This window comes from Streptomyces sp. 2323.1 (genome assembly GCF_900221035.1).
GTDB lineage: Bacteria > Actinomycetota > Actinomycetes > Streptomycetales > Streptomycetaceae > Streptomyces > Streptomyces sioyaensis.
In genome coordinates, this window is sequence record NZ_LT907981.1 from 910,308 (window position 1) to 935,618 (window position 25,311).

Here is a 25,311-nt window from a genome sequence, read left to right on the forward strand (position 1 = left end):
GCCAGGGGAATCTGATCCCCCTTGGGGACGAGCGGCCGCCGAAGAGGTGACGGCCGATAACGCGCACAGGGCCAAGGCGGTGGCGCGCATCCACGGTATGCGTCTCATGGAGCTTTCCGTTGTGGTCTCAGGGAAGGAAGGCGGTGGCAACCGAACCGGGCCGCCCGGATGTGCCGCCGGTGCCGCGTGACGCGGTGGGAAGCATGCCGCCCCGTCGCGTCACGCGGCGTCGGCTCATTCGCCGACCTTGAATTCCGCGTGTAGCCCCGTGGTGTCCACACCCGCGAAGAGGGTGACCTTCCCGTTGGCCCATCTCACGATGACGTCGTTGGCTCGGTCGTTGGCGACGAACGCACCGGCGCCCACCACGGTCGCATTGGTCCAGTAGGACTTCTTCGGCCGGACATTGATCTCGCCGTGGAGGCCGGCCGTGTCCACGCCCGGATAGATGGTGACCTCGCCGTCCGACCACCGCACCAGCAGGTCCATGGTCTTCTTGCCGGTGAACTCTCCGGCGCTGATCTGGGTGGCGTGCGTCCACGTGGTGTTCTTGTTGACGAGGAGCTTCTGCGCCTTGTCCGCCACGCCGTTGGTGTCCAGGTCGGGATGGAGAGTGACGCGGCCGTCGTCCCAGGTCACGAGCAGGTCGTCGCGCTGCTGGCTGGCCGAGTAACGGCCGGCGGTGATCTGCGTGGCGTGCGGCCAGAGAGTGTTCTTGGCCTTGGCGAGCTGCTTCTCCCCGTGGAAGCCCTTGGCGTCGACGTGGGTGTACTGCGTCAGCTCGCCGTCGTCCCAGCGCACGATCAGCCCGTCCGAGCCGCCGCCGAAACTCGCACCGGTGATCTGCTCGACGTGCTGCCAGATGCTCGTCTTGGGCGGCTTCGGCGGCTCGGCCAGCTGGTACTCGGCGGAGAAGGGATGGCGGGGATCCTTGTCGTCGGAGCCCTGGTAGAGGGTGACTTCCGCATCGCTCCAGCGCACGATCATGTCCATGTGCCGGGTACCGCCGGCCGATCCGCCGGTGAAATACCCCGAGGCGATATGAGTGGCCTTCTCCCACGGCGCGGCGGCGAAGACCGGGCGGTAGCGCACCTGCCGCACCCAGGCGCCCAGATCGTCCACCCGGGCATCGACGGCGCCCGTACGGGTCTCGGCCGGGTCGGTTCCCAGACAACCGCCTTGCCAAGAGGTGCTGTTGACGGCGACCAGCTCCATCCGGCCACCGCTTTCCCGCAGCGCCGGCCCGCCGGTGTCACCCGGGCACACGGCCGCGCTCTTGCCGGTGATCTCCAGCTTCCCGTCCTGCACGGCGTCCACCGCGAAGGCGGCCGCGTGCAGCTTGTCGGGCACCCACTCGGTCGCGGTCCGGCCAAAACCGATGACCTTCAACTCCTCACCCTGCGCGGGAGGAGCCGCGGCAACGGCCATGGGCGTGACATCGCTGACCGGTTTGGCCAGCTGGACCATCACCACATCGCGCCCCGGATAGGGCACCACCTGGGTCACGTCGGTGACCGTTCCTGCCGAACCGCTCAGGTCGGTACGGCCGACGGTCGCCGTGGTCTTCCACTTCGGCGCGCCCTCGGTGACCTTCGGGCTCTTGGGGTCATCGGCGAAGCAGCCGGCGGCGGTGAGCACCCACTGCTTGTCCACCAGCGCGCCCGAGCAGCTGCGCTTGCCGTCACCGATGTCAAGTTTCACGGCGAACGTGTAGGCCCCGCTCGAGGCGGCGCTGCCACCGGCCACTGCGTACGCCGGCACGCTCGTCATGAGGGAGGCTGCGCATAATCCTGATATCCACGCGGCGCGCGAACGTCTGCCCATCACTGACACTTTCTGTTCGATCGAAGAGGGGCGCAGTTCCGGCACGCTCATCTGCATGCCCCTGCCCACTGTTGCCCGGAGGCGTTGCCGCCGGACGGCGTCAGCTGGTGACGCGGAGTTCCACAAGGACCGAGCGCTTCTCGGAGCTGCCGGCCTCGCCCAACGGCTTGTAGTCGTTCTTGGGCGCGTTGATGACGGTTTCCTTCCCGTCAGCGGTGATCTTGGCCTGCACCGGGTGCCCCACGGTCCACATGCCGAAGGCGTCGGCCAGTTCCATCGTCAGGTAGCCCTTGGTGCCACGGACCGCGAAACAGAATTCCCCTGCTCCGGTACGGGACTTGACCATGATGTCGTAGGCGGAGTCACAGCCGGTCAGCATGATGTGACCGTCGCCCCGCTTCAGGGTGATCTTCTGATCCTGCAGGATCCGCGCGGCGTTCGGGTAGCTGAAGTCCTCGACGGCGGAGGGCATCTCGGATGCGGCGGAGCCCGCGGTTGAGGGGGGCGGATCTTCCTGCGGGGCGGCTTGCGCGAGGGTCAGCCCGGCCATCACAGCCGACAGCGACATTGCGCCAACAAGGCTGGTTAACAGCGCCTTTCGGGCATGAGGTATCACCACAGTGTCCTTCTATTCAAAGGGGCAGATGTCAACATGTGTCGTTGCAGTGAAGAGGTAAAGCACATGTAAGGAATATGTGAACGCACCTAGGTCACGTTCACGGCGATGGTTGCCAACTCCCGCCTATACGGGGCACCGGAGCTCGCTTCCTGACGAGTCGAGAACGAGCAAGGGGGGTGGCTCTGGCGCCGGCCTCGCCGCCTCGGTGCGAGACAGCGAGCCTCCCCAGGACGTACGGGCGCCGGGGGGAGAGAGATCCGGACCATTGGCGGATGGCCGCTTCCTCGCCAACAGGCCATGACCTCGCCGCGTGTCGTACCGACCGAGGAGCGGGGCACGATCCGGCTATGGACCAGCCAGGTGCCCCGGACGGGCCACGGTGACAGCCTCGCCACAGACATTAGGGGTGTCCCGCTAAGTCTTCGTGGGTGGCGACGCCGGACGCTCAGGTCCTCTCGACCAGCGTGGAGTACGCCCGCTCAAGGCCCTGCGGGTAGCCGGTCCCCAACTCGACGTAGACATGGCCGCCGGCCACACACGCTTCACGCAGGGCAGTGCTCTGATCCCGGACCCACGCGGCGATCTCCCGGTAGGTGGTGTCATCCGCTCCCTCGAGCCAGTCCGGGGCGGCTCGCAGGTGTTCGGGGGTCAGCTTCGTATTTCCGAGGAAGACGGAGGTCAGAGGCAACCCGAGGCCTGCGGCCGCCGTGGCCGTCGCAGGTGTGACGATGTCGCCCTCGACGACATAGCCGTCTTGGGGATCGGAGTCATCGAGAGCCTCCGCAGCTGCACGGATGAACTCGATGAGGAACGGCTGGGCGGGCACCGCCTTGTCCGGATGCGTCCCATGCCGTACGCCGTGCTCGGGCGCAGCGCGCTGCAGCATCGACACCAGAGCGTCGGTCGGGCATCCCGGGAGGCCTTCTCGCTCCAGCAGCATCCACGCGAGGGTGCTCTTGCCCACCCGTGGCGGGCCGCCAATCAGGTAGATCACTTGAAGACCGTACCTCGGGCGACGACTTGGGGGATGTGATCTCGCTGCGGCCGGGGCGTAACCGGTATGACGTCAGACGCCCTTCGCGTCGCTCACTCACACTGCGGGGAGATATATGCACTCCATCCCCATAACTCCCACGGGTTTCCCATCTCTGACCAGCTGTTCCGGGGCGTTTCCGGAGCATTTCCGGGTCGGATTCCCGCTGCGCATCATCGACAGCGTCCGAGCGCCCGCCCCACTTCCGCATGGAGTCTTCGATCAGACGATTGGCATCGTCCTGCGCTCCGGACCCAAAACTTGGCGTAATACCGGAACAGGACCTGGATTTTCTGTCCAGCACGACGGGCGCATTCAGCCAGATCGGCTCCAGCCAACCAGGAGGAAATGCCGGCGTGGTGACGCGTCGTTTGACTTTTCTGTGAACGCGTCGTGTTCGTCGGCTACGCGTACCGAGCGCCGGCCGGGTGGGGCGCATCGGCCCCCGCACGGCACGACGTGATGAGTGAGCGGGTGTGCTCCGGCGCTCAGAAGTTACCTTTCCCCTTCCTCTTCGCGCCCCGCGTTCCCTCCGCCCACGCGGTTCAATCGTCAGGAAAACGCCAATTCTCCGTGCGGATTTAAATACTTAGCCATTAGCGCATCACCTGCACATTGGTCTGATCGAGTGCGGGCTAATGAATGCATATTCTCAATGAACGCGGGCGGGGGGATAGTGAAAAGCCTCCACCGGGATTCGGATCCCTTGGTGCGAGCAGGAATGGAGGCCGCAAGTGACCATTGAAGAATGGCTCAAAACTAATGTCACCACCGACACGAGGGCACTCGGGTGGTACAGCGGCCCGGAGTGCGAAGACCGCATCGTCCGGGCCTATCGAGAGCTGCTGAGTGGCTATGAGATCGACACCTCGAAGATCCTCAAGACCACCTGCATGGTGAACGGCGAGCACACCGGCGTGGTGCGAATCCAGGAGAACAACTTCTTCTCGATCTGCGCCCACCACTTCCTGCCGTTCTTCGGGAAGGTCAACATCTCCTACGTTCCCGGTGACCGCATCCTCGGACTCGGGAAATTCCCTCGTCTGGTACAGGCGTTCAGCAAGCGCTTCCAGATCCAGGAGTACCTCGTCAAGGACATCGCTGAAGAGATCATGTCCTCCGGCGGCGCACAAGCCGTAAAAGTCACCTCCCGTAGCCGCCACATGTGCATGTGCAGCCGTGGTCCCTCCGACCAGACCGTGACCACCGACACCTCTTATGTGGCAGGCGATCAGGAGTTGATGGCCAGATTCGGCCTGGACGACTGATGCGGACTCGCGTGGCGGGAGGTGTGTGCGCAGTGATCCCTCCCGCCACGCGACCCCCGGTCATCCAGTCCCTCGACGGCCGACCGCGCGGGGCAACGCGCCGGCCGGCACAAGGAGAACCCGTGCGCGACAGAAAGAGAGGCACTCACCGCCGCGCCTCGACGTCGCCCTGGACGTACGCCCTGGCGACATGGCTCGCCGGTGTGCTGGCGGCAGTCGGCCTGGGTGCCGTCTCACCGGCGGGTTCCGCCCTGCGTTCGTCACTGGGCCTGTCAGCCGGTGCGCTCGCATGGGCCACCTCGAGTATCACGGCGGTGAGCGCCCTCCTCGGCATCCCGGCGGCATGGTGGGTCCGCCGCTTCGGCGCCGAACGGTCCCTGTCCTGGGGCCTCTTCGTGATGTCGGTGGCAGCCCTCGGCAGCGCAACCGCCGGATCCTGGGGATTGCTGCTGGGGTCACGTATCGCTGAAGGAGTCGGCTACCTGCTGGTGTTCGTGGCGGGTCCGGTCGTTCTCACCCGCATGACGCAGGGCGGCATCCGAACGGCAGCGCTCGCGTTGTGGGGCACGTGCGTCCCGACGGGGCTCGCCATCGCCGCGGCCACGGGCGGAGCCCTGGCATCCTGGTGGACGTGGAAGCAATGGCTCGCCCTCACAGCAGTGGGTCCGCTGATCATGGCCGCAGTACTCACGGCCGTCCTGCCCAAGCAGCCGAGGACGGCGGTCCGGCGCGCTCACCGCGAAGCCGGCGCCTGGAACGGGGCGCTCAGGCTCGGCGTGGCGTACGGAAGTCTGTCGCTGGTCGGCGTCGCCGTGGTGATGGTGCTTCCGCCTTTTCTCACCGAGCATCGGCGGGCTACGCCGACGGTGACCGGTACCGTGATGGCAGTCGTCTGCCTGGGGAGCACGATCGGAGGGCTCGCCGCCAGTTGGCTGCTGCGGCGCGGCTTGGCCCTCTCCTCACTGGTCCTGCTGGGCGCGTTGATGCCGGTGGCCTGCCTCCCCGCCTTCTCGGCCGAATTCCCACTCGCGGTCAGCGGCGGAGCGGCCACGCTTGTTCTTGTCGTCGACGGACTGCTTATCTCCGCTGTCTTCGCTGCCGTCCCCGCCTCGGTGAGCAGTCCTGAGCAGGTCGACGTCGCCAATGGCATCCTCAACCAGCTCGGCAGTGTGGGGATTCTGCTGGGACCACCGCTCTTCGGACTGGTCATCGCTGCGGCGGGATGGGGCGCCGTCGCTGCTGCGACCCTGGTCTTCGGCGGACTGGGCACGGTTCTGCTGCTGACGACCGCGCGCACGTCCGCCACTGGTTCGACATCCGGCGTGTCCCAGTCGGGCGACGCACCGGACGGTATGGACATGAGGGAAGGATCGGAACCCCTGGGGAAGGCGGCGGACGCCGACAATCCCCACTTCACGAGACCGTGACCGAGCCACGGGCGGGTGGCGTTCCCGGCTGCTGGGCTGTAGCAGCTGACGGCAGTCCTTCACCTCGGAAAGGGCAGGATGAAAATCGACTTCCTTCGATTGCGGGCCAACGCCTATGGCGAGTACTGCCTGTACTGCCACGCGGAGACGGTCACATGGATCGTCGTGGACGGAAGGAAACGCTGCACCTGCGCTTCATGCGGCCGCGAGGCGGAGCGAGCCATCGTCGTCGACCCCCGCATCTGCTGGTGGACCGATGCAGACGGCGAGTACTGGCACGAGAGCGCCGGTGTATTCGTACGCGACCGCCAAGCAAGGTTTCTCTTCTTCCAGCGAACCGCCTTTCCTTACTCCCTGACCGTCCCCGCAGGCCACGTCGAACGCGGGGAGGAACCCAAGTGCGCGGCCGCGCGGGAGCTGTGGGAGGAGGTCGGAATCCGCGTCGCGAACGGGGACCTCCAGCTCGTTGCAGACGAGTATTTGAAGGGAGACGTGTGTAGAAGGGGCTCCGACGCGCATCGTTGGCACGCCTATCTTCTGGAGGTCGATGAGCACCGGGAATCAGGAGCCCATACGGAAGTGACCGTGAATGAGGAGGGCGAGGCGCCCGTCTGGCTCACTCTCGACCAGGCGCGGTCCCGCCAGACGACGTTCGCGGTGGAACGCATCATCGATCGGCACTCCGAGAGGCTCCTTCCTGCCGTCCCGGGTACTCCTGGCAAGCCGAGGCAGGGCCCTTCGGACGACGGTTCCCGGACGTGACGTCTTCCTCGTACGCCTGGAAGCAGCTCGGTGAGTTGGACAGCGCGGGTTTCTGCGGAGGACTCAGAGTCCCAGACAGTCGCGAAGCCTCTGTCGCGCTCTTTTGGCGTGGAGGGAGACGGTGGGGTGGGAGATGTCCAGCATGACGGCAATCTCGTGGTTCTCCCAGCCAAGTAGATACTTCAGCGTGATCACCTCCCGCTGTCTCGTCGGCAATTGGTCGATTGCCTCCGTAATCGCAAACGGCGTTTCCAGGGTGAGTGCCTGAGGATCCTCGGTCTCCGGGAGGTCCGCGGTCAGCTGTTCCCGTCGAGCGAGGCGGGCCCGCCGCCGGTACTGATCCGTCAGGCAATTCTGGAGGATTCGGTAGAAGAGAGCGATGGGGTTCTGCGCACTCAACAGCGTGTCCCACTTGCGGTATGCGATCAGGAACGCGTCCTGCGTCGCCTCCTCCGCGTCATGACTGTCGCCGAGACGGTGTCTGGCCAGGCCGAGCATCCGTTTGTGGTGGGCACGGACGAAGTCCTCAAACCCCGGAGGCAAGGCACAGGGTTCGCCCCCCTCTGTCTCGCCGCGTATCTCCGGGACGAGCCGCCTCAAGGCTTGCTCTCGTCCTTCTCTTGGTCGCCCCATGTCACTGTGAACGAACCACGCAACTTCATCGCCTCGATCAGGCCGTAGCCCATCATGACGACGAGCTGCAGCCCCAGCGCCCCCATAGCTGCCATATGTGCGTGCTCGCAGACACGGTCCAACGGCGACTGAGGCTCCGCGAAGTACCGGGCGGCTTCAGTGACGGCTGCGGCACCCGCTGGCACCCATTTGCGCGTTTCGCGCAGCCGGCGAGGTGGTGCAGAAGGCTGCGCTACTTCCCCAGTCATGGCACTCCCATGTGACTAGTTGTGGTCAGCTTCCCTCAGGGCTTCGGGCATGAGGTCATGAGGGGAGCTGGTGTGCGCGTGAAGACTTCCGGGCCGGATCGATGCGCGACAAGCAGAAGTCGTCTGATGAGTGAAAAGGTCCCGCACTAAAGGCGCATGCCACCTGCACGTGGTATGCGCTCACGGTCTGAGGTTCTCGGTCTGGTTGCCGACCATTCCTTGCCCGAAGCCCGGCAACCAGACCAGACGAGAGACATGGGAGTGCCTCGTCACTCCTATTGCCGTTCACCAAGGCGCGAGAGTTTTACTCACGCTCGGAGATTTCTGTCCGCAGCTCCGTCGGCAAGCGGCTCGCGACCGACGGGACCACTCAGTCCAGGCCCGCGATCTCGCCTCCACACTCCATCAGCCCTCGGCACGGCCTACGCAGAGGTGGCGGCCCGGCACCCTCGGGGGCAGACTCAGTGGGAAGGTTTCAGCATCGATGTCCACAGCTGCGTGAAGTCAGGCATTGTCTTGGCAGTTGTGGTGATGTCGTCCACCCGCACCCCCGGTACGCGAAGGCCGATGATCGCGCCGGCGGTAGCGATGCGGTGGTCGGCGTAGGAGTGCCAGCGGCCCGAGTGCAGGGGGCGCGGAGTGATGAGCAAGCCGTCGTCGGTCTGTGCCACCGCGCCACCGAGGCCGTTGATCTCGTCTTGGAGGGCAGCCAGTCGGTCCGTCTCGTGCCCGCGGAGATGTGCCACGCCGCGCAGGAAGGATGGCCCCTCCGCCAGTGCTGCCACGGCGGCGACGGTGGGGGTGAGCTCGCCGACGTCGTGCAGGTCGACCTCAACGCCGTGGAGGTGGCCAGTGGAGGTCACGGTGAGACCGTGTGCGGTGCGGTGCCAGGTGGCGCCCATGGCGGCCAGAATGTCGCGGATGGCGTCGCCGGCCTGGGTCGTGCGCTCCGGCCAGCCGGGCACGGTGACACTCCCGCCGGTCACCGCGGCCGCGGCGAGGAAGGGGGCGGCATTGGACAGGTCGGGTTCGATGTCGATGTCCAGCGCGGCGAGGGGCCCGCGCGCCACCCGCCAGGTGTCCGGGGTGGTGTCGTCGACCTCCACTCCAGCCACTCTTAGAAGACGGACGGTCATGTCGATGTGCGGGAGTGAGGGAATCGCCGTGCCGCGATGCCGGACTACGAGGCCCTGCTCGAAGCGGGCGCCGGAGAGCAGCAGTCCCGAGATGAACTGCGAGGACTTCGATGCGTCGACGGTGACGGCACCACCCAGCAGCCGGCCGGTGCCGTGTACCTCGAACGGCAGGCCGTTCCCGGTGATTCTGGCGCCGAGCAGCCGCAGTGAGTTGAGGGTGGTGGCCTGGGGGCGCATACGAGCCTGGGCATCTCCGTCGAAGTGCACCGGGCCCTCAGCGAGGGTCGCGAGCGGCGGGAGGAACCGCATGACGGTGCCGGCCAGCCCGCAGTTCACGTCGGCCGGGCCGCGGAGCGGACCTGGGATGATCCGCCAGGTGCCGTCCGGTGCTTCGTCGATGGTGGTTCCGAGGCTGCGCAGTGCAGTGGCCATCAGGGCGCTGTCCCGGCTGCGGAGCGGGCCGCGCATGGTGGATCGGCCGTCGGCAAGGGCGGCCATGAGCAGTGCGCGGTTGGTGAGGGACTTCGACCCTGGTACGGACACCGTCGCCCGCACCGAGGAGTCGGTGCTGGGAGCGGGCCATGAGGTGTCCGTGAGGGTCTGCCCCGTGGGCTGGTGGCGGGACGTGTGCCGATAAGCATGCAGCGTCATGTGCTGAGCCAATCCTGGGTTCCGGTCAGTGAGCTGCCCGCAGCACCGGGGTGCGGGGCCCACGAGAGGCCGCGGCACCCCGGTGAGGGGTCTCCGCGAGGTCGCGGGGGTCCTTACGAGATGAACTCGAAGTAGCCGTTGGCGGAGTAGTCATAGCCGGGCCGCTTGAAGCGCTCGTGAGGCATCGGGAATCCGGCCTCCAGGTACTGGTGCAGGAAGAATGCTCCTTCGAGCGTGTCGATGCCGAGCTGGTGCCCGATCTCCGGGTCGAACCCGGTCTGTTCACGGGCGTACTCCACCAGGGTGTTCTTCAGGCCGCTGCCGTCGGGCATTCGTATCTTGGGGCGGTCCACGAGGTAGTCCGGCAGCCGTTCCCGGAACGCCTCACGCAGCAGCCATTTGTCCGTCCCTTCGCGCAGCTTCAGGCTCATCGGCGCGGAGTAGGCGAATTCCAGGAGGTACCGGTCCATGAACGGGACTCGCGTCTCCACGGAATTCATCATGCTCGACCGGTCCACCCGCTGTAGGTCAGTGCGGTGCAAGTTGTGCACCCGATACCGCATCAGCTCGGCGGGCTTCTCGTGGGTCTTGAACAGGTCGTAGCCGGCCATGACTTCATCGCTGCCTTCTCCGCACAGGGCGAGCTTGAAGCCGTGCTGCCTGGCGAGCCGGAAGGCGAAGTAGCCGACACAGGTGTCCATCGCGTCGATCGCCTCGAAGAACTCGGCGCCGCGCACGATCTCAGGGATGACGTCCACCAATTCCCGACGGTCGAGGTAGGAGACGATGTGCGGAATGCCGTTCTCGGCACAGTAGCATTCGGCCACCTCGATGTCCGCGGACCCTTCGAATCCGATGGTCAGCGCCGTCACATCGGGGTGGAACTGCCGGGCCGCGCACAGCACCGCGGCGCTGTCTATCCCACCGCTGAAGGTAACCGCGACCGGCAGGTCGGTGTCGACCTGCCGCCGGACGGCGTCGTCGAACAGCCGGCGGTAGGTGGCGACCGCCTCACGCTCGTCGATGGGCTGCCCGGGCGCCGCGCGCTCGTGTGCGTCGAGGCTGAAGTACCGTCGCTCGTCCCCGCTCTCCAGGTACGTGCCGGGGCGTACGGTACGGATGTCGCCCGCGTACGTGAGCAGGCATTTCTGCTCGGAGGCGAAGTAGTAGGTGCCGTCCTGCTGTACGTAGTAGAGCGGTTTGATGCCTATGTGGTCGCGCGCCGCCAGGAACGAGCCGTCGCGTGTGTCGAAGAGCACGAAGGCGAACATGCCGTTGAGCCGGTCCAGGAGTCGCGGCCCCCATTCCAGGTAGGCGTGGACCAGGATCTCGGTGTCGGAGTCGGTACGGAACTTGTGTCCGAGATCCTCCAGCTCTTCCCGGACGCCCTGGAAGCCGTAGAGCTCACCGTTATAGGCGACCCAGACCTGGTGATGGAGGTCGGTCTGCGGTTGCCGGGCGTGCTCCCGGTCGACGATGGCCAGCCGGTTGGTTCCCAGGGCCAGCCCGGATTCGGCCCAGCGCTCCGCGAAGCACTCTTGATCGCCGCGGTGCCGGATCGGTTCGAGCATCGCGACCAGTTCTGCCTCTCGGCCTGCGATCTGCTCCGGGCTCTCCTCGCTCGCGCGGGGGGCGATGATTGCTGCGATTCCGCACATGGTCTGCCGTACTCCTCAGCTATAAGGTGGTGACGCTGCCGCCGATGCGCTGCAACTGTTCGAAAAAGCCCGGGTAGGTCTGGGCGACGTACTGGGGATCGGTGATCGTCAGGCCGTCCCGGCTGCGCAGTGCGACCAGACTCATCGCCATGACCACAGCGTGGTCGTAGTGGCTGTCGACCGTGACTCCTCCGGCGACGCCCTGGGGCGAACCGTGGACGACCAGTTCGTCGCGCTTCTCCTCGGCGGCGATGCCGGCCCGCTCCAGCTCACGGCGGAAGTCGCTGATCCGGTCGCACTCCTTGTAACGGATGTGCTCGATGTTGCGGAAACGACTGGTGCCGTCGGCGTGTGCCGCGAGAGCGGCGAGCGGCAGGACGGCGTCCGGCGCCAAGGAGCCGTCGAAGTCGACCGGCGTCAACTCGCCCCCGCCGCGAACCCGCAGGCTTTCCTTACCCACCTCGATGGACACTCCCATGCTCTGGAGGTGGTCCAGCACTCCGTCCAGTTCTTCAAGACCGTGGTGCTCGATGTCAACGGTGGAGTCGACGGCGGAGGCGATGGCGAGCAGCGCCGCCGTGCTCGCGGGGTCCGACCCGACTCGGTGGTGCGTGGGCTGGAAGCGGGAGTCCGGATCGAGCGTGAAAGTCATCAGGTCGTCGGCGGCCGTTACGCCCACACCGGTGCTGCGCAGGACGTTCAGCGTGGTGTGGACGGGGGCCGGGGCCTTCAGCTCGTCCGGCACCGTCACCGTGAGCTGCTCGTCGAGCAGTCCGCCGAGGAAGAGCAGCCCGCTGAGGAACTGCGAGCTGCGCCTGCTGTTGACACTGACCTCGCCCCCGTGGACATGGGTGCCGTCGAGGGTGATGGGCAGGCGCCCTTCCTCGGCCGCCTGCACCTCGACGCCCAGCGTGCGCAGGGCATCGACCATCTCGCTGTTCGACCGGCGCCCGAGCGAGTCGGCGTACGGAGTGATGAAGGTGGTCTGCCGCAGCGTCGCGGTGGCTCCCATTAGGAGTCGCAGAACGACCCCGGAGTTTCCCGGGTTGACCGTGGCGCCGTCCTTCTGCCGCTCTACCCCGGTCACCACCAGGTGGTCCGGCCGGGAAAACTCGATGCCGGCACCGAGCACCTTGCAGCTGTCAATCATGGCTCGAACGTTCTGGCTATTCGCGATGTTGTCGATCTCGCTCTTTCCCGGGGCGAGCGCGGCGGCCAGTACGGCCCGGGCCGAGTAGCTCTTGGACGCGGGCGGGGTAACGCTTCCCTTGAGGTTCTTCGCCGCATGCACGTGCAGCGCCTTGTACTGAAGGAAGTCCATGTCCGGTTCCTCTTCCTCAGGTCGAATGCGTGCGGAGTCCGGGCCTGTTCGCGCCGGCTCAGGGTGGGACACCGGCGGCCGCGGGTGGCGGCTCGGTGCCCAACTGACGATCAGGTCGTGATCAGGTCACCGCGGGCCGGGGCGCCAGTGGTGGCACCAATGTCTGCCAACACGTCGAGGTAGTCGGGGAAGCTGGCGTGGAGGTGCTCCGTGCCGTCGACCGCGGTCGGCCGTCGGCAGCCGAGTGCCGCCGTCGCCAGGCTCAGGAAGATGCGGTGGTCACCGTGGCTGGCGACGGTGGTCCCACCGACCGGGGACTGGCGGCCTTGAGCGGTGAATCCGTCGATGCGGCCGGCGCTGTCGTACGTGGGGTCGATGGCACACCCCATCTGCCGGAGCTCACGGACCATCACCTCCACGCGCCGGCACTTGTGGTTGTTGACGTGCGCCGCGTTGCGCAGCGTGACCCGCGCGTCGATGAACGGCGCGACGGCGGCCAGGGTCGGTACCACGGTCGGGATGTTCCGTCCGTCGATCTCGACATGGTGCGCGGCCGGCGCGGTCCGGTCGATGTGCAAAGAGCGCTGCACCGGGTCGTACGTGGTGCGGAGGCCGAGCCGGTCCAGCACACTTAGGAATTCGCTCTCGGACGACAGCGTCGATGGGTAGTAGTCGGCGATGGTGATCTGTCCGTCCCGGGCCGTGGCCACCGCACCGGCCAGGTAGGACAGCGCAGTGAAATCGGAGGCCAGGTGGTGGACCCGGGACCCGTACGCGCTGGGTCGGACCAGGAAAGCCGAACCGTCCCGCTCGACGAGGGCGCCTTGCTCCCGCATCATCGCCACGGTCAGGTCGACATATCCCTCGCCAACCGGGCCAGGATCGGTGCACTGGATGCGTACGGCCTCGTCGGCCAGTGGCGCGACCAGTAACACGCTCGTCAACACCTGCGAACTGTGCCGGGTGTCGACCGTGGTGGTTCCGCCGAGGCGCCGGCTGCCCCGCACCCGGACCCTCAAATGTGCAGGGTCACTGATGTCGTCGACGGTGCCACCGAGTTCGGGGATGAAGCTCAAGAACTCCCTGACCGGTCGGGTGAGCATCGACGCGTTGCCCTCTATTACGGTCTCCCCCGGCGACAGACAGGCCACCGCCGCCATGGTACGGAAATTGAAAGCCGAACCCACGACAGGTACCTTCGCGTTCCTCGCGGAGAGCGATTTCCCCACGCCGGAAACACCCAGCATATGCGTATCGTGGCTATTGATGGCGAGCCCGAATTCCTGAGCCGACTCGAAGAGGCTGCGGGCCTCCGAAGACCACGCCGGGTGAACGATGACACTCGGCGCATTCGCTAAGAGACTCAGCAGCAAGGCTCGCTGCATATGTGGCTTGGACTGCGGGATCCGGGCGGTTCCAGCTATGCGCTCGGTCGCCGGACTGATGCTCGTCGTACCCATTTTTCACCAATCTTGTTCGGGTCAGCATGGAACGATCGCGGTAGCGGTGACTTCCACCAGGAAATGCGGACGAACCATTTGGGCCTGAATCGTGGTGTTCACCGGCGGAACGGCCCCGAAGTGCTCCTTGTGGGCCCGGCAGTAGTCGTCGAAGTGGCTGAAGTCGCTGAGGTGGGTCATCGTGCTGACCACGTGCTCGAGTTCGCCCCCCAGGTCCTGCAGAGCTCCCTGAATCTTCCGGATGATGAAGTCGGTCTGCTGGTAGGCGTCGTCGCCCTGGGCGCGGCCCTCGCCATCGGACGCGACGGTGCCGGCGATGAAGATCTGGTTGCCGACACGTACACCGCGGGCGTATCCCATCTGCGGCTCCCACAGCGAGCTGCTGTAGACGGTATCCCGTTTCGTGGTGGAATTCGCGACGGGCGTCGAAACCTGCTCGAAAGTTGTCACGTGCGTCACCTTTCCCATTCTCGTCTTCCGCGATCCCGGGGAACGTGAAAAGTCCAGAACCGGGTGCGGCCGTAAGATCACTGGATCATAGCGAGGAATCCGCTGTCAATGAACTTCGGCGAAAGGTTCACACTTCAGAAATACGCAATTCAGAGCATGCCGAAGAGCCCTGCGGCACTGCGTCCGCAAGGCTTTATGGCGCTACGGGGGTCCATTGGGTCAGGGATTTAACCGGTGGCGAATTTCGGAGCTGATCGGTCAGCGGGCAGCGCATGCCCGGGGTTACCCGGCGCAGGCCGGATAGCGAATCGACATGAAGGTCGCAGCGCCCGAAAATTGCTTGCCCCGCGCTCCGTTGCACGGAATTCTGGACGCCCAAAGCAGAGGAATGTCCCGGTGCGCAGACGTCAGTTGTGCTCGCGGCTGCCGGATTCGCGCAACCCTCGCCAGGCCATGACGCCCAGCAGTGCGAGGACGGCGGCGGCGCTCCCGGTCGCCACCGCGAAGCCGGCGTCGAAGGCGTGCTCGGCAGCGCTCTGCAGCCCTTCGCCGACCCGGCCGCCAGTCTGTGCGGCCACTTCAGTCGCGGCGCCGAGCGAGCTGCGTGCGGTGTCCCACTGCTGCGCCGAGGCGCCGGACACGGGGGCGAAGTCGGAGCGGTACACCAGGGACAGCACGGTTCCCAGGACCGCGAGGCCGAGCCCCGCCCCGAGAGAGAAGGAGGTTTCCTGAACGGCTCCGGCCTCGCCTGCCCGCTCAGGTTTCGCCGTGCCCATGATCGCGTCCGAGCCCAGTGTCATGACCGTTCCGGAGCCGAGTCCCGCGGCCACCAGGGCCAGGTAGTTGCCCGTTGCACCGAACAGCGTGAACGCGGCCAGTGCCAGCGCGCCCAGCAACAGTCCACCGGACAAGCCCCGCCGGCGTCCCCACCGCGCGGCGAAGCGCGGCGCCAAGGCCGCGCCGCCGGCGTTGGCCAGCGCCAACGGCACCAGAGCCAGGCCTGCGCCCAAGGGCGAATACCCCTCCAGGAGTTGGAAGCGCTGGGTGAGCAGGAAGAGCAGCGCGGTGTACGCGCCGTAGCACCCCAGGATGCACAGCGCGGAGAGAGAGAACCCGCGGTCGGCGAACTGTGTGACGTCCAGCAGCGGGTGGCGGATCCGGCGCTGCCGGACGACGAAACCGACCAGGAGCGCCACGCCGAGGAGCGCGGTGGCCCAGACCACCGGCTGAGACCCGTCGTGCTCGCCCAGCTGCTGGAAGGCGTACACGACGGTGCCGAGCCCCACGGCCGACATCCCGGCGCTGACCGCGTCCCACGGGTGCGACCGGGTGTTGCGCGACTCGGGCACCAGCAGGGCGCCCCCGACCACGGCGAGCACCACGATCGGCACGTTGACCAGGAACACGGAACCCCACCAGAAGTGCTCGATCAACAGCCCGCCCAGGAGCGGCCCCACGGAGACTCCCACGCTGTTCGCCGCGGTCCACAGACCGATCGCCACCGACCGCTCCCGGTCGTCGGGGAATACGGCCCTGATGACGGCGGGGGTGCTCGCCATGATCATCGCGCCCCCGACACCGAGTGCCGCCCGAGCAGCGATCAACTGCCCCGGAACGACCGACAGCGCCGCGCCCGCCGACGCGAGTCCGAAGACCACGAAGCCGGCCATCAGCATCCGCTTGCGCCCGAACCGGTCCCCGAGTGTCCCGCAGGTGATCAGCCCGGCGGCCACGGTGAGCGCATAACTGTCGACGATCCAGAGGAGCTCGGATCCGCTCGGCAAGAGCTCTCTGCTGATCGTCGGCACCGCCACATGCAGCACCGTCAGGTCCATCCCGACCATGAGCAGGCTGGCGCACAGCACGCCCAGCGCCGCCCATCGGTGAGGGGTCGTCTGTTTGGTCTCAGTCAACACCCCACCACTGTGTGCAGCGGCCAACTTCTGCCACAAGTACGGTCTTTGATGTGCCTCGGTGCCCCTCCGGCCGCATAGTGTCAGTCGGTATACCTGGTTACAGTGATGATCATGAGGCGGGAACGCGAGCGGGTGGACGCGATGGCCGAATGGTGCAACACCGAGGTGGTGCTGTCGGTCGTCGGCGGAAAATGGAAGCTACTGATCATCAGGTACCTCTTGTTAGGCACACACCGATTCGGCGAACTCAAACAGGCCATGCCCACCGTCACCCAGCGGATGCTCACCCGGCAGCTTCGAGAGCTGGAGGATGACGGCCTCGTGTCGCGGACCGTCTACCCGGAAGTGCCGCCGAGGGTGGAGTACGCGCTCACCGAGGCCGGCGAGAGCCTGCGGGACATCATCGGTCAGCTCGACAGCTGGGGCAGCTGGTATCGCCAGCACCGGAAGGCCCAGGCGCAAGACGACGACCAGGCGGCGACGGAAACCTGAGCCCTGGACGGGGAGGCGGGTCGTCGGTTACGCCCCCCGTCACCTCGCCGTCGTTAACGGGGTGGTGAGCGAATGAGTGCGGTCCCATTCTGCATGGACTGCTCGAGGAGGCGGTCCGCCAGACCTGGATGCCAGGAACTTCATCCTGACGGCTTCGCGCTGCCGCTGCACGAAAAGCTGCGGCGCCTGACCACTTTGGCGCCCACCGCGGTGACCCCATCGAGTCAAGTGACGGTGCTGTGTCTGGGAGGCCCGTCCCCGGTAGGAGCGGCGGTGCAACGCCCGTTCAGCACATATGAGTTACTCCCCGGACACGGCTATCACCCGCTTGCCCACCGCCCCGCCTCGCCCGAATGCCTGATGCGCCGAGGCGATGTCTGCCAGCGGATACACGCTGTCGATGACGGGCCGCAGTCCACCAGAGGTCACGTAGTCGGCCAGGTCGCGCAGCAGGGCGGTGTCGGGGTTGGCGCTCAACGTGCGGATGCGGCGGGGGCCGTGCACGCTCGATGCGGCGATCGCGGCCATGGACGAGGCGGACAGTGCGATGGTGGCCATCCTGCCTTCGCGGGTCAGTCGACGCCGGTAGGAGTTCAGTTCCGAGCCGACGGTGTCCAGGATGACGTCGAAGGGGCCGAGCTGCTCCGGTGTGGCGGCGCCGTAGTCGAAGACCTCGTCGGCTCCCAGCTCACGCAGCGCCTCGGCATGGCGGCCGCGGGACAGCGCGGTGACGTGGCCGCCCATCGCGTGGGCGAGTTGTACGGCGGCCGTGCCGACTCCGCCGGCGGCGCCACGGACCAGGAGGCGTTCGCCGCTCGTGAGGTGCAGCGTGTCCCGCAGTGCGATCAGCGCGGTCGTTCCTGCGACGACCAGGGAAGCCGCCTCCACCGGGGAGACATCTGCCGGTGCGGGCCCGATACGGTCCGCGGGCACCACGACGTATTCGGCAGCTCCGCCGAGAGTGTGCCGCTTGAGCGGGTGCACCGTGCCCCACACTCGGTCTCCCACCTGGTACTGCGGAACGTCGGCGCCGGTTGCGGCGACGACACCGGCGAAGTCCAGTCCCACCCCGATCGGGAACCGGTGTCCGGTCACGATCCGCAAGCCCCCTGCGCGGACGATCGTGTCGAGTCCGTTCACGCTTGACGCCTCGACCGATATCAGGACCTCACCTGCACCGGGCGCGGGGCGGTCAACGTCGTTGATCTGCAGGACATCCGGTGCGCCGAAGCCGGTGATCTGAGCGGCCTTCATGTCACTTCCTATCGAGAGATTGCTGGTCAGGGCAGTGGGGGTGGTCGGGTTGCCGCGGTGCCTCGCGCTGAGAGCTTGGGCCAGGTGGTGGCTCTGGTCAGGGAAGGAGGACGACCTTGCCCTGGTTGCGGCGGGCTTCGATGTCGGCGTGCGCTTGGGCGGCCTCGGCGAGCGGGTACGCGTGCCAGACGGGGACGTCGAGCTTGCCGGCGGCGATCAGGGCGGCCAGCTGCGGCAGGGCCTCGGGGAAGCGGTCGGCCGGGTCCATGCCGGTGAACCGCACGCCGTGCTGGGCGAAGGACGGGTCGGCGATGGTGATGACCTTGTCCGCATCGCCGGCCAGGGCAACGGAGTCGGCGAGTATGCTGGCGCCCGAGGTGTCGAAGACGGAGTCCACACCGTCCGGGGCGACGGTCTTGACCCGCTCCACCCAGCCCTCGCCGTAGAGCACGGCGCGCGCGCCGAGGGCGTTGACGCGCTCGATGTCCTGCTCAGCGACAGTGCCGATCACGGTGATTCCGCGGGCGGTGGCCACCTGCACGGCGACGGTGCCCACGCTGCCGCCCGCGCCGTGGATCAGCAGTGTCTGCCCCGGCTGTACGCCGAGGTGCTCGATCGCCCGGTAGGCGGCCTCGCCGACCGTGACCATCGCAGCCGCGGTCTCGAACGACACCTCCGCGGGCTTGGCGAAGGGCCGATCGAGCAGTGCGTACTGGCTGTAGCCGCCGGCCGAGGCGACGCCGAAGACCTCATCGCCGACCGAGGCGCCGGCGCCCTCGCCGGCCTTGTCGACGACACCGGCCACGTCCCAGCCCGGGACCATCGGGAAGGCGACCGGGAAGACACCCTGCATCGCCCCGGCGCGGATCCGCACGTCGATCGGGTTGACCGCGGCCGCCCGCACGCGGATGCGGACCTGGCCCGGCCCCGGTTCGGGGGTGGCGATCTGGGACAGGGCGAGAACCTCGGGCCCGCCGTACTCGGAGAAGGTGATTGCAGTGGACATCGACATCAGACACTTCCTGAGGAGGGGGAGAGGACCGGACCGCACGGGCCATGAATCATCCAGTGCGTGTGATTTCTTTGTATCACACGCGACGTATGATTTGGTGTCGAGGTGTGGCTTGAATCACACGCTACGTATGATTGATCGGTAGGGTGGGGCCCATGCCACAGCCCCTCCATCGGCGTCAGCCGACCCCGAGCAACCCGCGCGTCCAGCGCACCCGCAATCGCGTCCTGACCGTCGCCCGTGAACTGCTGCCCCAGGTCGGACCGACCGGGCTGACGTACGCACTGCTGGCCGAGCGCGCCGACGTCACCCGCCAGACGCTCTACCGCCACTGGCCCAACCGGGCCGCGCTGCTCTTCGACCTGATCCTGGAGGGCCCCGACCTCGGCAATTACCCGGAGCCGGGCAGCGACGTACGCGCCGTTGCCACCGACTGGCTGAAGAGCCTGCGCGCCGGCATCAGCGAACCGGCCATCCGTACCGCAGTGCTGGCTGTGACCGCCCAGGCCGACCACGACCCCGACAGCGCCCAGGCCTTGGCGCGCATCGGCCAGGACCGCCGCGCGGCCCTGAACAAACTGCTGGAGCCCTCCGGCGTCCAGCTCGACGACGCCGAGTACACCCTGCTCTACGGGCCGGTCCTCGCGCGGCTCTTCCTCGACCGCAGCGACGTGACCGATGAGTTCATCGACGTCGTCGTCGCACAGTGGCTCACCACACTCGAAGCCGGCGAGCGCATCGACACGAGGAGGGCACCGGGGGCGGCATCGCATCACCGCAACGCGGAATCCTGAGCGGAATGTGGAAGCGTGCAGCCCGCCGCCGCGCACCCGGCGAGGAGACGTACGCCGCTGAGGCTCTCGCTGCTGCCTAGCAGAAGCGCTGCCTTCGGCTCGCCGTCCTCCCCGCCGCTCGCACCTGTTCCGGCCGCATCGGGAGAAGCCCGCTTCATATTCACACCGCGATTGCGCAATCGCCGCCCCCAGTACACCCTTTGTCGGCACGCTCTGGTGCTCTGGTGCACGTGCGTCGGCTTCGGGGGGAACGCGTGGACGACCCAGCTCCGCTGACCGGTCCAGCTCCGGCTTCGCCAACGGCCGAACCGTCGCTGGCCGTCGTACGAGCCGCCCCTCGCTCCTTATGGCCGCGCGTCCTCCGTGCGCTGACGCTGGCCGTGGTCATGGCCCTGACGGTGACGGGGGTCGTCTGTCTGACGATGACGCAGCACCTCCTGCTGCCGTTTGAACAGGTCACCACCCTCAGGGGCCGGCTGGCGTCCATCAGCGACTTCTTCGAGGACCCGCAGGTCATCCGGATCCTGCGCAAGCACGGATTGCGGGTGGAAGCCTTCAATGCAGGTTCGCGCCAGGTGGCGACCGGCAGCCTGAAGGGCCTCGACTTCGTCTTCCCCTCCGGCAAGCCCGCCGCGGACCGGATCAACGACGCACGGCAGGCGGCCGGGGAATACAGCAAGAACTTTCACCCCTTCGACAGCCCCCTGGTCCTGGCCAGCTTCCGTGCCTACGCGGAAGCGCTGCACGCCCGGCATGTGGCCTCGCCCCAGCGCGCTTCCGACGGCGGACAGCCGCTCTACTACACGCTCGACATGGACAAGTTCCTGAGCCTGACCCGGCAGCGCCTGAGCTGGAACGACCTCCACGTCGGCCGCTACGGCATCAGCAACGACAACCTCGTGGTCGCCCAGACCTCCGACATCTGCCAGTCCAACTCGGCGGACAGCTACCTGGGTCTGGTGGCCTCCACCCAGCACCACAACGCTCCGCCCACCGAACCCACGTCGGCTCGGGCGTTGGCCCGCGGCATCTCGTCGCTGCTGCTCAGTCAGGGCAGCGCCAGCGACAGCCTGTACACGTACTACATCGACTCCAACGGCATCAGCCAGGACCCGATCGCCGTCCTGTACGAGCACCAGTACCTGGCCTACCAGGCCGCGTACCGTGCCGCACACGGGACGGCGGACACCGAGCGGGTGCTGCTCTACCCACGGGCCGAGATGATGTCGCAGCCGCACTTCATCGCCCTGAACCACAAGGCCGACCAACTCGGCAAGCTGCTGGAGGCCGACCCCGAGCTGCGCCGCCGTGAGACGCAGCTCGGCTACCAGCTCCTCCCTTCCGGGAGCGTCAACGAGCTGGCCACGTATCTGAACGGCGAGGGCATCCCCGCCCCGCAGCCCTCCAGCGGCGAGCAGACGGTGGCGAAAATGCCCGACTGGCAGGTGCTGGAGCAGATGATCGCAGCCATCAAGCAGTGCCCGAAGCCGGTGTCGGACCAGGGCCAACAGAAGCCGAGTGGGTGACCGCATGCCTGTCTTCAGCGATCGCCTGTGGTGGGACCTCAACTGGCGCTGGATGCTCGTGTGGCTGACGACCGCCGCGTGCATGGTGGTCCTGTTGGTTCTGCTCAACGGCGCCCGGCGGCGGCGCAGGCGGCCATCGGAGCGGCTGGTGGGCGACAGCACCTGCATCTACCTCGACGACCGGAAGATCATGGACGTGTACCAGATGAACCGGTACGCCACGGCGCTCCGCAAGGAGGTCGAGCAGCGGACCAGGACCAGCTGGACCGCCAGGCTCCAGCTGCTCGTGCCGTCGTTCCTCCAGCCGAGCGCCGACTACGAGCGCAGCCGCGAGGTCGTCACCAACTACATCGAGGTGGCCGAAGCCATTTCCGTGATCAGCGTCCTCGTCGACGGCTTGGAGCGCAGCGACGCCATCGTCCACGCCAACCTGCGACGCGGCACCGTACGACGCAATGCGGCGCTGACCAAGGCCTGTTCCGAGGGCTCCCGGAAGGAGCCGGTCCGCCTCAGCGTCATCGACCGCGGGTTCGTCCTGCTCACCGGGGACTTCGAGAGGGACGATGCCTCCTCGTCCGAAACCCGCACCGTCCTCACGGCCCCCTACGGCTCCACCGCAACCGCCCGCGTACGCCTGTCCTGTCGCACTGCGGGCCTGCGCTCGGAGGAGGAGGTGGAGCCGGACTCCGGCCCCTTCTTCGCCCTCTGCCTGGGCAAGGTCCGCAGATGGAGGCCCACGGATGCCGTCCTGGAGGTCCGCCCCCTGGCGATCTTCAGCTGACCGCGGAGGTCCAGGCGGCGACGCCTGCTGCCGCCATCCTTCCCGTGTGCGCACGCTGATCTGGTGACAGTCCGACGGGGCCCCGATTCGCTTCTCTCCGTCAGGTGCCCGTCACCGCCGTCGTGTCGCGGTGCTGCTCATCGAGCAAGCGGGTGCGGAAGAGGTCGAGCACCTCGTCCAGCGCCGCGCGGGTCGGCTGGCCGGGTGCGTCGATGAGGTGCTCCGTCAGCACGGAGTGCGGCGGCAGCACGGCGTCGGGATTTGCGGCGGAGTCGTCCAGTTCGACGGCGGTGAACGCCGCACCGAGTTCGCGGCGCAGAAAGGCGAACCGGTCGCCCGGCACCAACCGGTCGCCGCGGAACCGCAGCCCCATGACCTGAAGGCCCGTACGCTCGCAGCGGCCCCGGACGGCGGCGAGGTCTTCGGCGGAGACGTCGATGGTGCCGGCCCGGCTCCTGGTGAGGGCCAGCGGCAGGGACGGCTGGGACACGACGGGGGCGAGCAGGCGCTCGTCGGTCGCCATCGCGAGGGCGAAGCCGCCGGTGAGACACATGCCGACGGCTCCGACGCCGGGGCCGCCGCAGCGCTCGTGTTCGTGCGCGGCCAAGGCTCGCAGCCAGGTCACCACGGGGGAGGTTTTCCCGGTGGCCAGCACGGTGAATTCCCGGCTCACGCACACCTGCCACATCGATGAGGCCGCGTAGAGCGCGGAGTTCAGCCGGCCGTGGGCCGCAGGGTTGGCATCGTGGCCGGGCTTGCCGAAGAGCACCGGGAGTACGACGGTACAGCCGATGGCGGCCACGCGTTCCGCGAACTCCAGCACCTTGGGCGTGATCCCCGGAATCTCCGCCATCACGATCACCGCGGGTCCCGTACCGCGACGCAGAATCCGGCGGGTGTTGCCGTCATGGGTGAAGGTGCTGCGGTCGAACCCGGTGAGATCGTGATCTGCCATGGATGGCCGCCGTCCTGGTTGGTTGCTGATGGGGGTGCTCTCCGCAAACGGGCGCCTCGCCCCCATCGGGACGCCTCGCCCCCATCGGGACGCCTCGCCCCCGCCGACGTCGTGCGAGTTCGAGGTGTGGGTCGATGGGGTGAGTCGATGGGGTGCGTCGATGGGGGTGAGGCCCTGTGGTGGGTCGATGTGGTTCGACGTGAGACTACCCAGCGAACCTCCCGGCGCGCCCCCGCCTTTGCTGTGCCGGGCACCGATCACACCGACAACTGGTCCCGCCAACTGGCCGCCAGTAGCAGTCGGTTCTCGGCCGCGCGGACTCCCCTGCCGCCAAGCCGGTCCGCCGGCAGGCTCGGCCCCATCTATACGGTTGCGTATACATACGGCTACGCTGGCTCCATACGGCATCGTATAGATGGGGCCTGCTCATGAGACTGCCCAGAACCGCCCACACGTCCCGTCCCTGGCGGATCCACGAGATCGCCGGCGACTTCCACGTCGAGGACGTGTGGGCGCTGCCGACGCCAGGCGGCCCCGACGACCTCGCGCGGCTGGTGCGCCAGTTCGCCAAGAGCGACGGAGCGCCTGTCTCCTCCCCCGTGCCGCGCATGCTCTTCGCCGTCCGCTGGAAGCTCGGGGCGCTGCTCGGCTGGGACACGTCCGACGCCGGGCTCGGCACCCGGGTGCGGACGCTGCGGGACCGGCTGCCGGCGGATCTCCGTGAGGGTCCCCCGGGGCCCGACCTCCCCGGATCTGTGTTCACCTCGCTTTACCAGACGCACGACGAGTGGGCGTCCGAGATCGCCAACCGGACGGTGCATGCGGTGCGGCACATCGGGTGGGTCCCGGACGGAGCCGGTGGCTACCGCGGCCAGATGGCCGTCCTGGTGAAGCCGAACGGGTCGCTCGGCGCCGTCTACATGGCAGGCATCAAACCCTTCCGGTACCTGGGGGTGTACCCGGCGCTGATTCGCGGGATCGGGCGGGAGTGGCAGGCCGGTCCCGGCGAACGGAGTGCGGGCTGACCGGATCCGGCGGAGGGCGCAGCCTTGCCATCGTCACCAACTGCGTGGGAATGAGCTGCTGTTGACGGAGGCGCGCCCTCCAGGGATCAGGCGAGTGCCTTGGCCAGCAGCGCGGCCGTTTTGGCGACCAGGGGGTTGTCGGCCGCCGCATCGGGCTCGCGTTTCGTCGTCAGGACGGCCATGACGATCGGTGAGCGGCCGGGCGGCCAGGCGAGGCCCACGTCGTGGTTGGTCCCGTACTTGCCGCCCGCCGTCTTGTCCGCGACGGCCCAGTCGGACGGCAGGCCGGCTCGGAACTTCTCGCCGCTGGTGGTCGTGGCTCGCAGCCAACTGGTGAGCTGTTTACGGTCCTTGGGGGTGAGCGCGGTGCCGAGGGTGAGGCGTGCGTAGGTCTGTCCGATGGCGCGGGGGCTGGTGGTGTCGGTGATACGCGACGGTTCGGCCGAGTTCAGTTCGGGCTCGCACCGGTCGAGGCGGGTGGTGCGGTCCCCGGTCGAGCGGCAGAAGCGGGTGATCGTGGTCGGTCCGCCCAGCTCGCGGAGCAGGAGGTTGCCTGCAGCATTGTCGCTGTAGGAGATCGCGGCGGCGCACAGGTCGGCGACCGTCATGCCGCGGGCGAGGTTCTCGGGCGTACCGGTGACCGGTGCGTAGCCCGCCTTCCTGACGTCCTTCGCGGTGTACCGGATGCGCTTGGCCAGGAACTCGCCGTGGTGATCGAGGTCCCGCAGGACGGCTGCGGCGGCGAGCGTCTTGAAGAGCGAGCACATGGGGAAGCGCTCGTCCGCACGGTGGAGCACGCTCCGGCCGGTGGCGGGGTTGTGGGCGAACACCCCCAGGCGGGCGGAGTGCTGCTGCTCAAGGTCCGTCAGCCGGCGCGAGAGCTCGTCGGCGTGCGGTGCTGAGGCGTACGCGCTGCCCCTCAGGGGGGTGGCAACGGCCAGTACGGCCCCGGTACCCAGCGCGAGCACGGTGCGTCGAGACGTGTTCGATCCTGTGGCGTGCACAGTCATCTCCTTTTGAAATCGTGTGTGTTGCCGCCTGCGCTTTGGAATCCCCGCGCCGATGC

The 25,311-nt window shown here is 67.4% G+C and carries 23 protein-coding genes; 8 read left to right on the forward strand and 15 right to left on the reverse strand.

Annotation, left to right across the window (positions count from 1 at the left end; genetic code table 11):
• Positions 1-234: 234 nt before the first annotated feature.
• The 3 genes from CPH93_RS03270 to CPH93_RS03280 all read right to left on the reverse strand — a co-directional run bounded on the left by CPH93_RS03270 (position 235) and on the right by CPH93_RS03280 (position 3,437).
• Positions 235-1,881, reverse strand: coding sequence for a S1 family peptidase (locus CPH93_RS03270; protein WP_331716978.1), 1,647 nt, complete (start codon positions 1,879-1,881; stop codon positions 235-237).
• 43 nt (positions 1,882-1,924) lie between these two features.
• Positions 1,925-2,392, reverse strand: coding sequence for a hypothetical protein (locus tag CPH93_RS03275; RefSeq protein ID WP_231977162.1), 468 nt, complete (start codon positions 2,390-2,392; stop codon positions 1,925-1,927).
• Between the two features lie 496 nt (positions 2,393-2,888).
• Positions 2,889-3,437 (reverse strand): hypothetical protein, encoded by a 549-nt coding sequence (locus tag CPH93_RS03280; RefSeq protein WP_159394953.1) that lies wholly within the window; start codon positions 3,435-3,437, stop codon positions 2,889-2,891.
• A 773-nt stretch (positions 3,438-4,210) separates the two neighbouring features.
• Between CPH93_RS03280 and folE the strand changes: the two genes are divergently transcribed.
• The 3 genes from folE (at position 4,211) to CPH93_RS03300 (ending at position 6,933) form a co-directional block, all read left to right on the forward strand.
• Complete coding sequence (gene folE / locus CPH93_RS03290) at positions 4,211-4,744, forward strand: GTP cyclohydrolase I (RefSeq protein ID WP_093487245.1); 534 nt, start codon at positions 4,211-4,213, stop codon at positions 4,742-4,744.
• 203 nt (positions 4,745-4,947) lie between these two features.
• Complete coding sequence (locus CPH93_RS03295; RefSeq protein WP_231977163.1) at positions 4,948-6,171, forward strand: MFS transporter; 1,224 nt, start codon at positions 4,948-4,950, stop codon at positions 6,169-6,171.
• A 78-nt stretch (positions 6,172-6,249) separates the two neighbouring features.
• Positions 6,250-6,933, forward strand: a complete 684-nt coding sequence (locus CPH93_RS03300) for an NUDIX hydrolase (protein ID WP_096211874.1) — start codon at positions 6,250-6,252, stop codon at positions 6,931-6,933.
• A gap of 63 nt (positions 6,934-6,996) precedes the next feature.
• Here the strand turns inward: CPH93_RS03300 and CPH93_RS03305 are convergent, their stop codons facing one another.
• From CPH93_RS03305 to CPH93_RS03335, 8 genes are all read right to left on the reverse strand, one after another.
• Positions 6,997-7,533 (reverse strand): RNA polymerase sigma factor, encoded by a 537-nt coding sequence (locus CPH93_RS03305; RefSeq protein WP_159394954.1) that lies wholly within the window; start codon positions 7,531-7,533, stop codon positions 6,997-6,999.
• Positions 7,530-7,661: a hypothetical protein gene (locus CPH93_RS37195; RefSeq protein WP_269460142.1), complete on the reverse strand. Its 132-nt coding sequence runs from the start codon at positions 7,659-7,661 to the stop codon at positions 7,530-7,532. Before CPH93_RS37195 ends, CPH93_RS03305 begins: the two co-directional genes overlap by 4 nt.
• 614 nt (positions 7,662-8,275) lie before the next feature.
• A complete protein-coding gene (aroA, locus tag CPH93_RS03310; RefSeq protein ID WP_096211876.1) occupies positions 8,276-9,601 on the reverse strand; it encodes a 3-phosphoshikimate 1-carboxyvinyltransferase in 1,326 nt (441 codons plus the stop codon).
• A gap of 113 nt (positions 9,602-9,714) precedes the next feature.
• Positions 9,715-11,259 (reverse strand): asparagine synthetase B family protein, encoded by a 1,545-nt coding sequence (locus CPH93_RS03315; protein WP_096211877.1) that lies wholly within the window; start codon positions 11,257-11,259, stop codon positions 9,715-9,717.
• Between the two features lie 19 nt (positions 11,260-11,278).
• A complete protein-coding gene (gene aroA, locus CPH93_RS03320; RefSeq protein WP_096211878.1) occupies positions 11,279-12,580 on the reverse strand; it encodes a 3-phosphoshikimate 1-carboxyvinyltransferase in 1,302 nt (433 codons plus the stop codon).
• Positions 12,581-12,690: 110 nt separating this feature from the next.
• Positions 12,691-14,040, reverse strand: coding sequence for a 3-phosphoshikimate 1-carboxyvinyltransferase (locus tag CPH93_RS03325; protein WP_096211879.1), 1,350 nt, complete (start codon positions 14,038-14,040; stop codon positions 12,691-12,693).
• Positions 14,041-14,061: 21 nt separating this feature from the next.
• On the reverse strand, positions 14,062-14,490 hold the full coding sequence (locus CPH93_RS03330; protein WP_197708732.1) for a RidA family protein: 429 nt from the start codon (positions 14,488-14,490) through the stop codon (positions 14,062-14,064).
• Between the two features lie 407 nt (positions 14,491-14,897).
• The gene (locus CPH93_RS03335) at positions 14,898-16,406 is read right to left on the reverse strand and encodes an MFS transporter (RefSeq protein ID WP_197708733.1); all 1,509 of its coding nucleotides are present in this window, start codon (positions 16,404-16,406) and stop codon (positions 14,898-14,900) included.
• A gap of 111 nt (positions 16,407-16,517) precedes the next feature.
• Between CPH93_RS03335 and CPH93_RS03340 the strand changes: the two genes are divergently transcribed.
• A complete protein-coding gene (locus tag CPH93_RS03340) occupies positions 16,518-16,898 on the forward strand; it encodes a winged helix-turn-helix transcriptional regulator (protein WP_197708734.1) in 381 nt (126 codons plus the stop codon).
• Positions 16,899-17,198: 300 nt separating this feature from the next.
• Here the strand turns inward: CPH93_RS03340 and CPH93_RS03345 are convergent, their stop codons facing one another.
• Positions 17,199-18,152 (reverse strand): NAD(P)-dependent alcohol dehydrogenase, encoded by a 954-nt coding sequence (locus tag CPH93_RS03345; RefSeq protein WP_096211881.1) that lies wholly within the window; start codon positions 18,150-18,152, stop codon positions 17,199-17,201.
• 97 nt (positions 18,153-18,249) lie between these two features.
• A complete protein-coding gene (locus CPH93_RS03350) occupies positions 18,250-19,158 on the reverse strand; it encodes an NADP-dependent oxidoreductase (RefSeq protein ID WP_173909706.1) in 909 nt (302 codons plus the stop codon).
• 161 nt (positions 19,159-19,319) lie between these two features.
• On the opposite strand from CPH93_RS03350, the gene CPH93_RS03355 reads away from it, so the two are divergent.
• From CPH93_RS03355 to CPH93_RS03365, 3 genes are all read left to right on the forward strand, one after another.
• Positions 19,320-19,958, forward strand: a complete 639-nt coding sequence (locus CPH93_RS03355) for a TetR/AcrR family transcriptional regulator (RefSeq protein WP_096211883.1) — start codon at positions 19,320-19,322, stop codon at positions 19,956-19,958.
• Positions 19,959-20,344: 386 nt separating this feature from the next.
• Entirely contained in the window at positions 20,345-21,484 is a 1,140-nt protein-coding gene (locus CPH93_RS03360; RefSeq protein ID WP_159394955.1) for a hypothetical protein, read from the forward strand.
• Between the two features lie 4 nt (positions 21,485-21,488).
• Positions 21,489-22,265, forward strand: coding sequence for a hypothetical protein (locus tag CPH93_RS03365; protein WP_143048111.1), 777 nt, complete (start codon positions 21,489-21,491; stop codon positions 22,263-22,265).
• A gap of 100 nt (positions 22,266-22,365) precedes the next feature.
• On the opposite strand, the gene CPH93_RS03370 is transcribed toward CPH93_RS03365, so the two are convergent.
• Positions 22,366-23,220: a dienelactone hydrolase family protein gene (locus tag CPH93_RS03370; protein ID WP_096211885.1), complete on the reverse strand. Its 855-nt coding sequence runs from the start codon at positions 23,218-23,220 to the stop codon at positions 22,366-22,368.
• A 428-nt stretch (positions 23,221-23,648) separates the two neighbouring features.
• Between CPH93_RS03370 and CPH93_RS03375 the strand changes: the two genes are divergently transcribed.
• Entirely contained in the window at positions 23,649-24,245 is a 597-nt protein-coding gene (locus CPH93_RS03375) for a DUF2867 domain-containing protein (protein ID WP_096211886.1), read from the forward strand.
• Positions 24,246-24,331: 86 nt separating this feature from the next.
• On the opposite strand, the gene bla is transcribed toward CPH93_RS03375, so the two are convergent.
• A complete protein-coding gene (gene bla / locus CPH93_RS03380) occupies positions 24,332-25,249 on the reverse strand; it encodes a class A beta-lactamase (RefSeq protein WP_173909707.1) in 918 nt (305 codons plus the stop codon).
• Between the last annotated feature and the right edge of the window lie 62 nt (positions 25,250-25,311).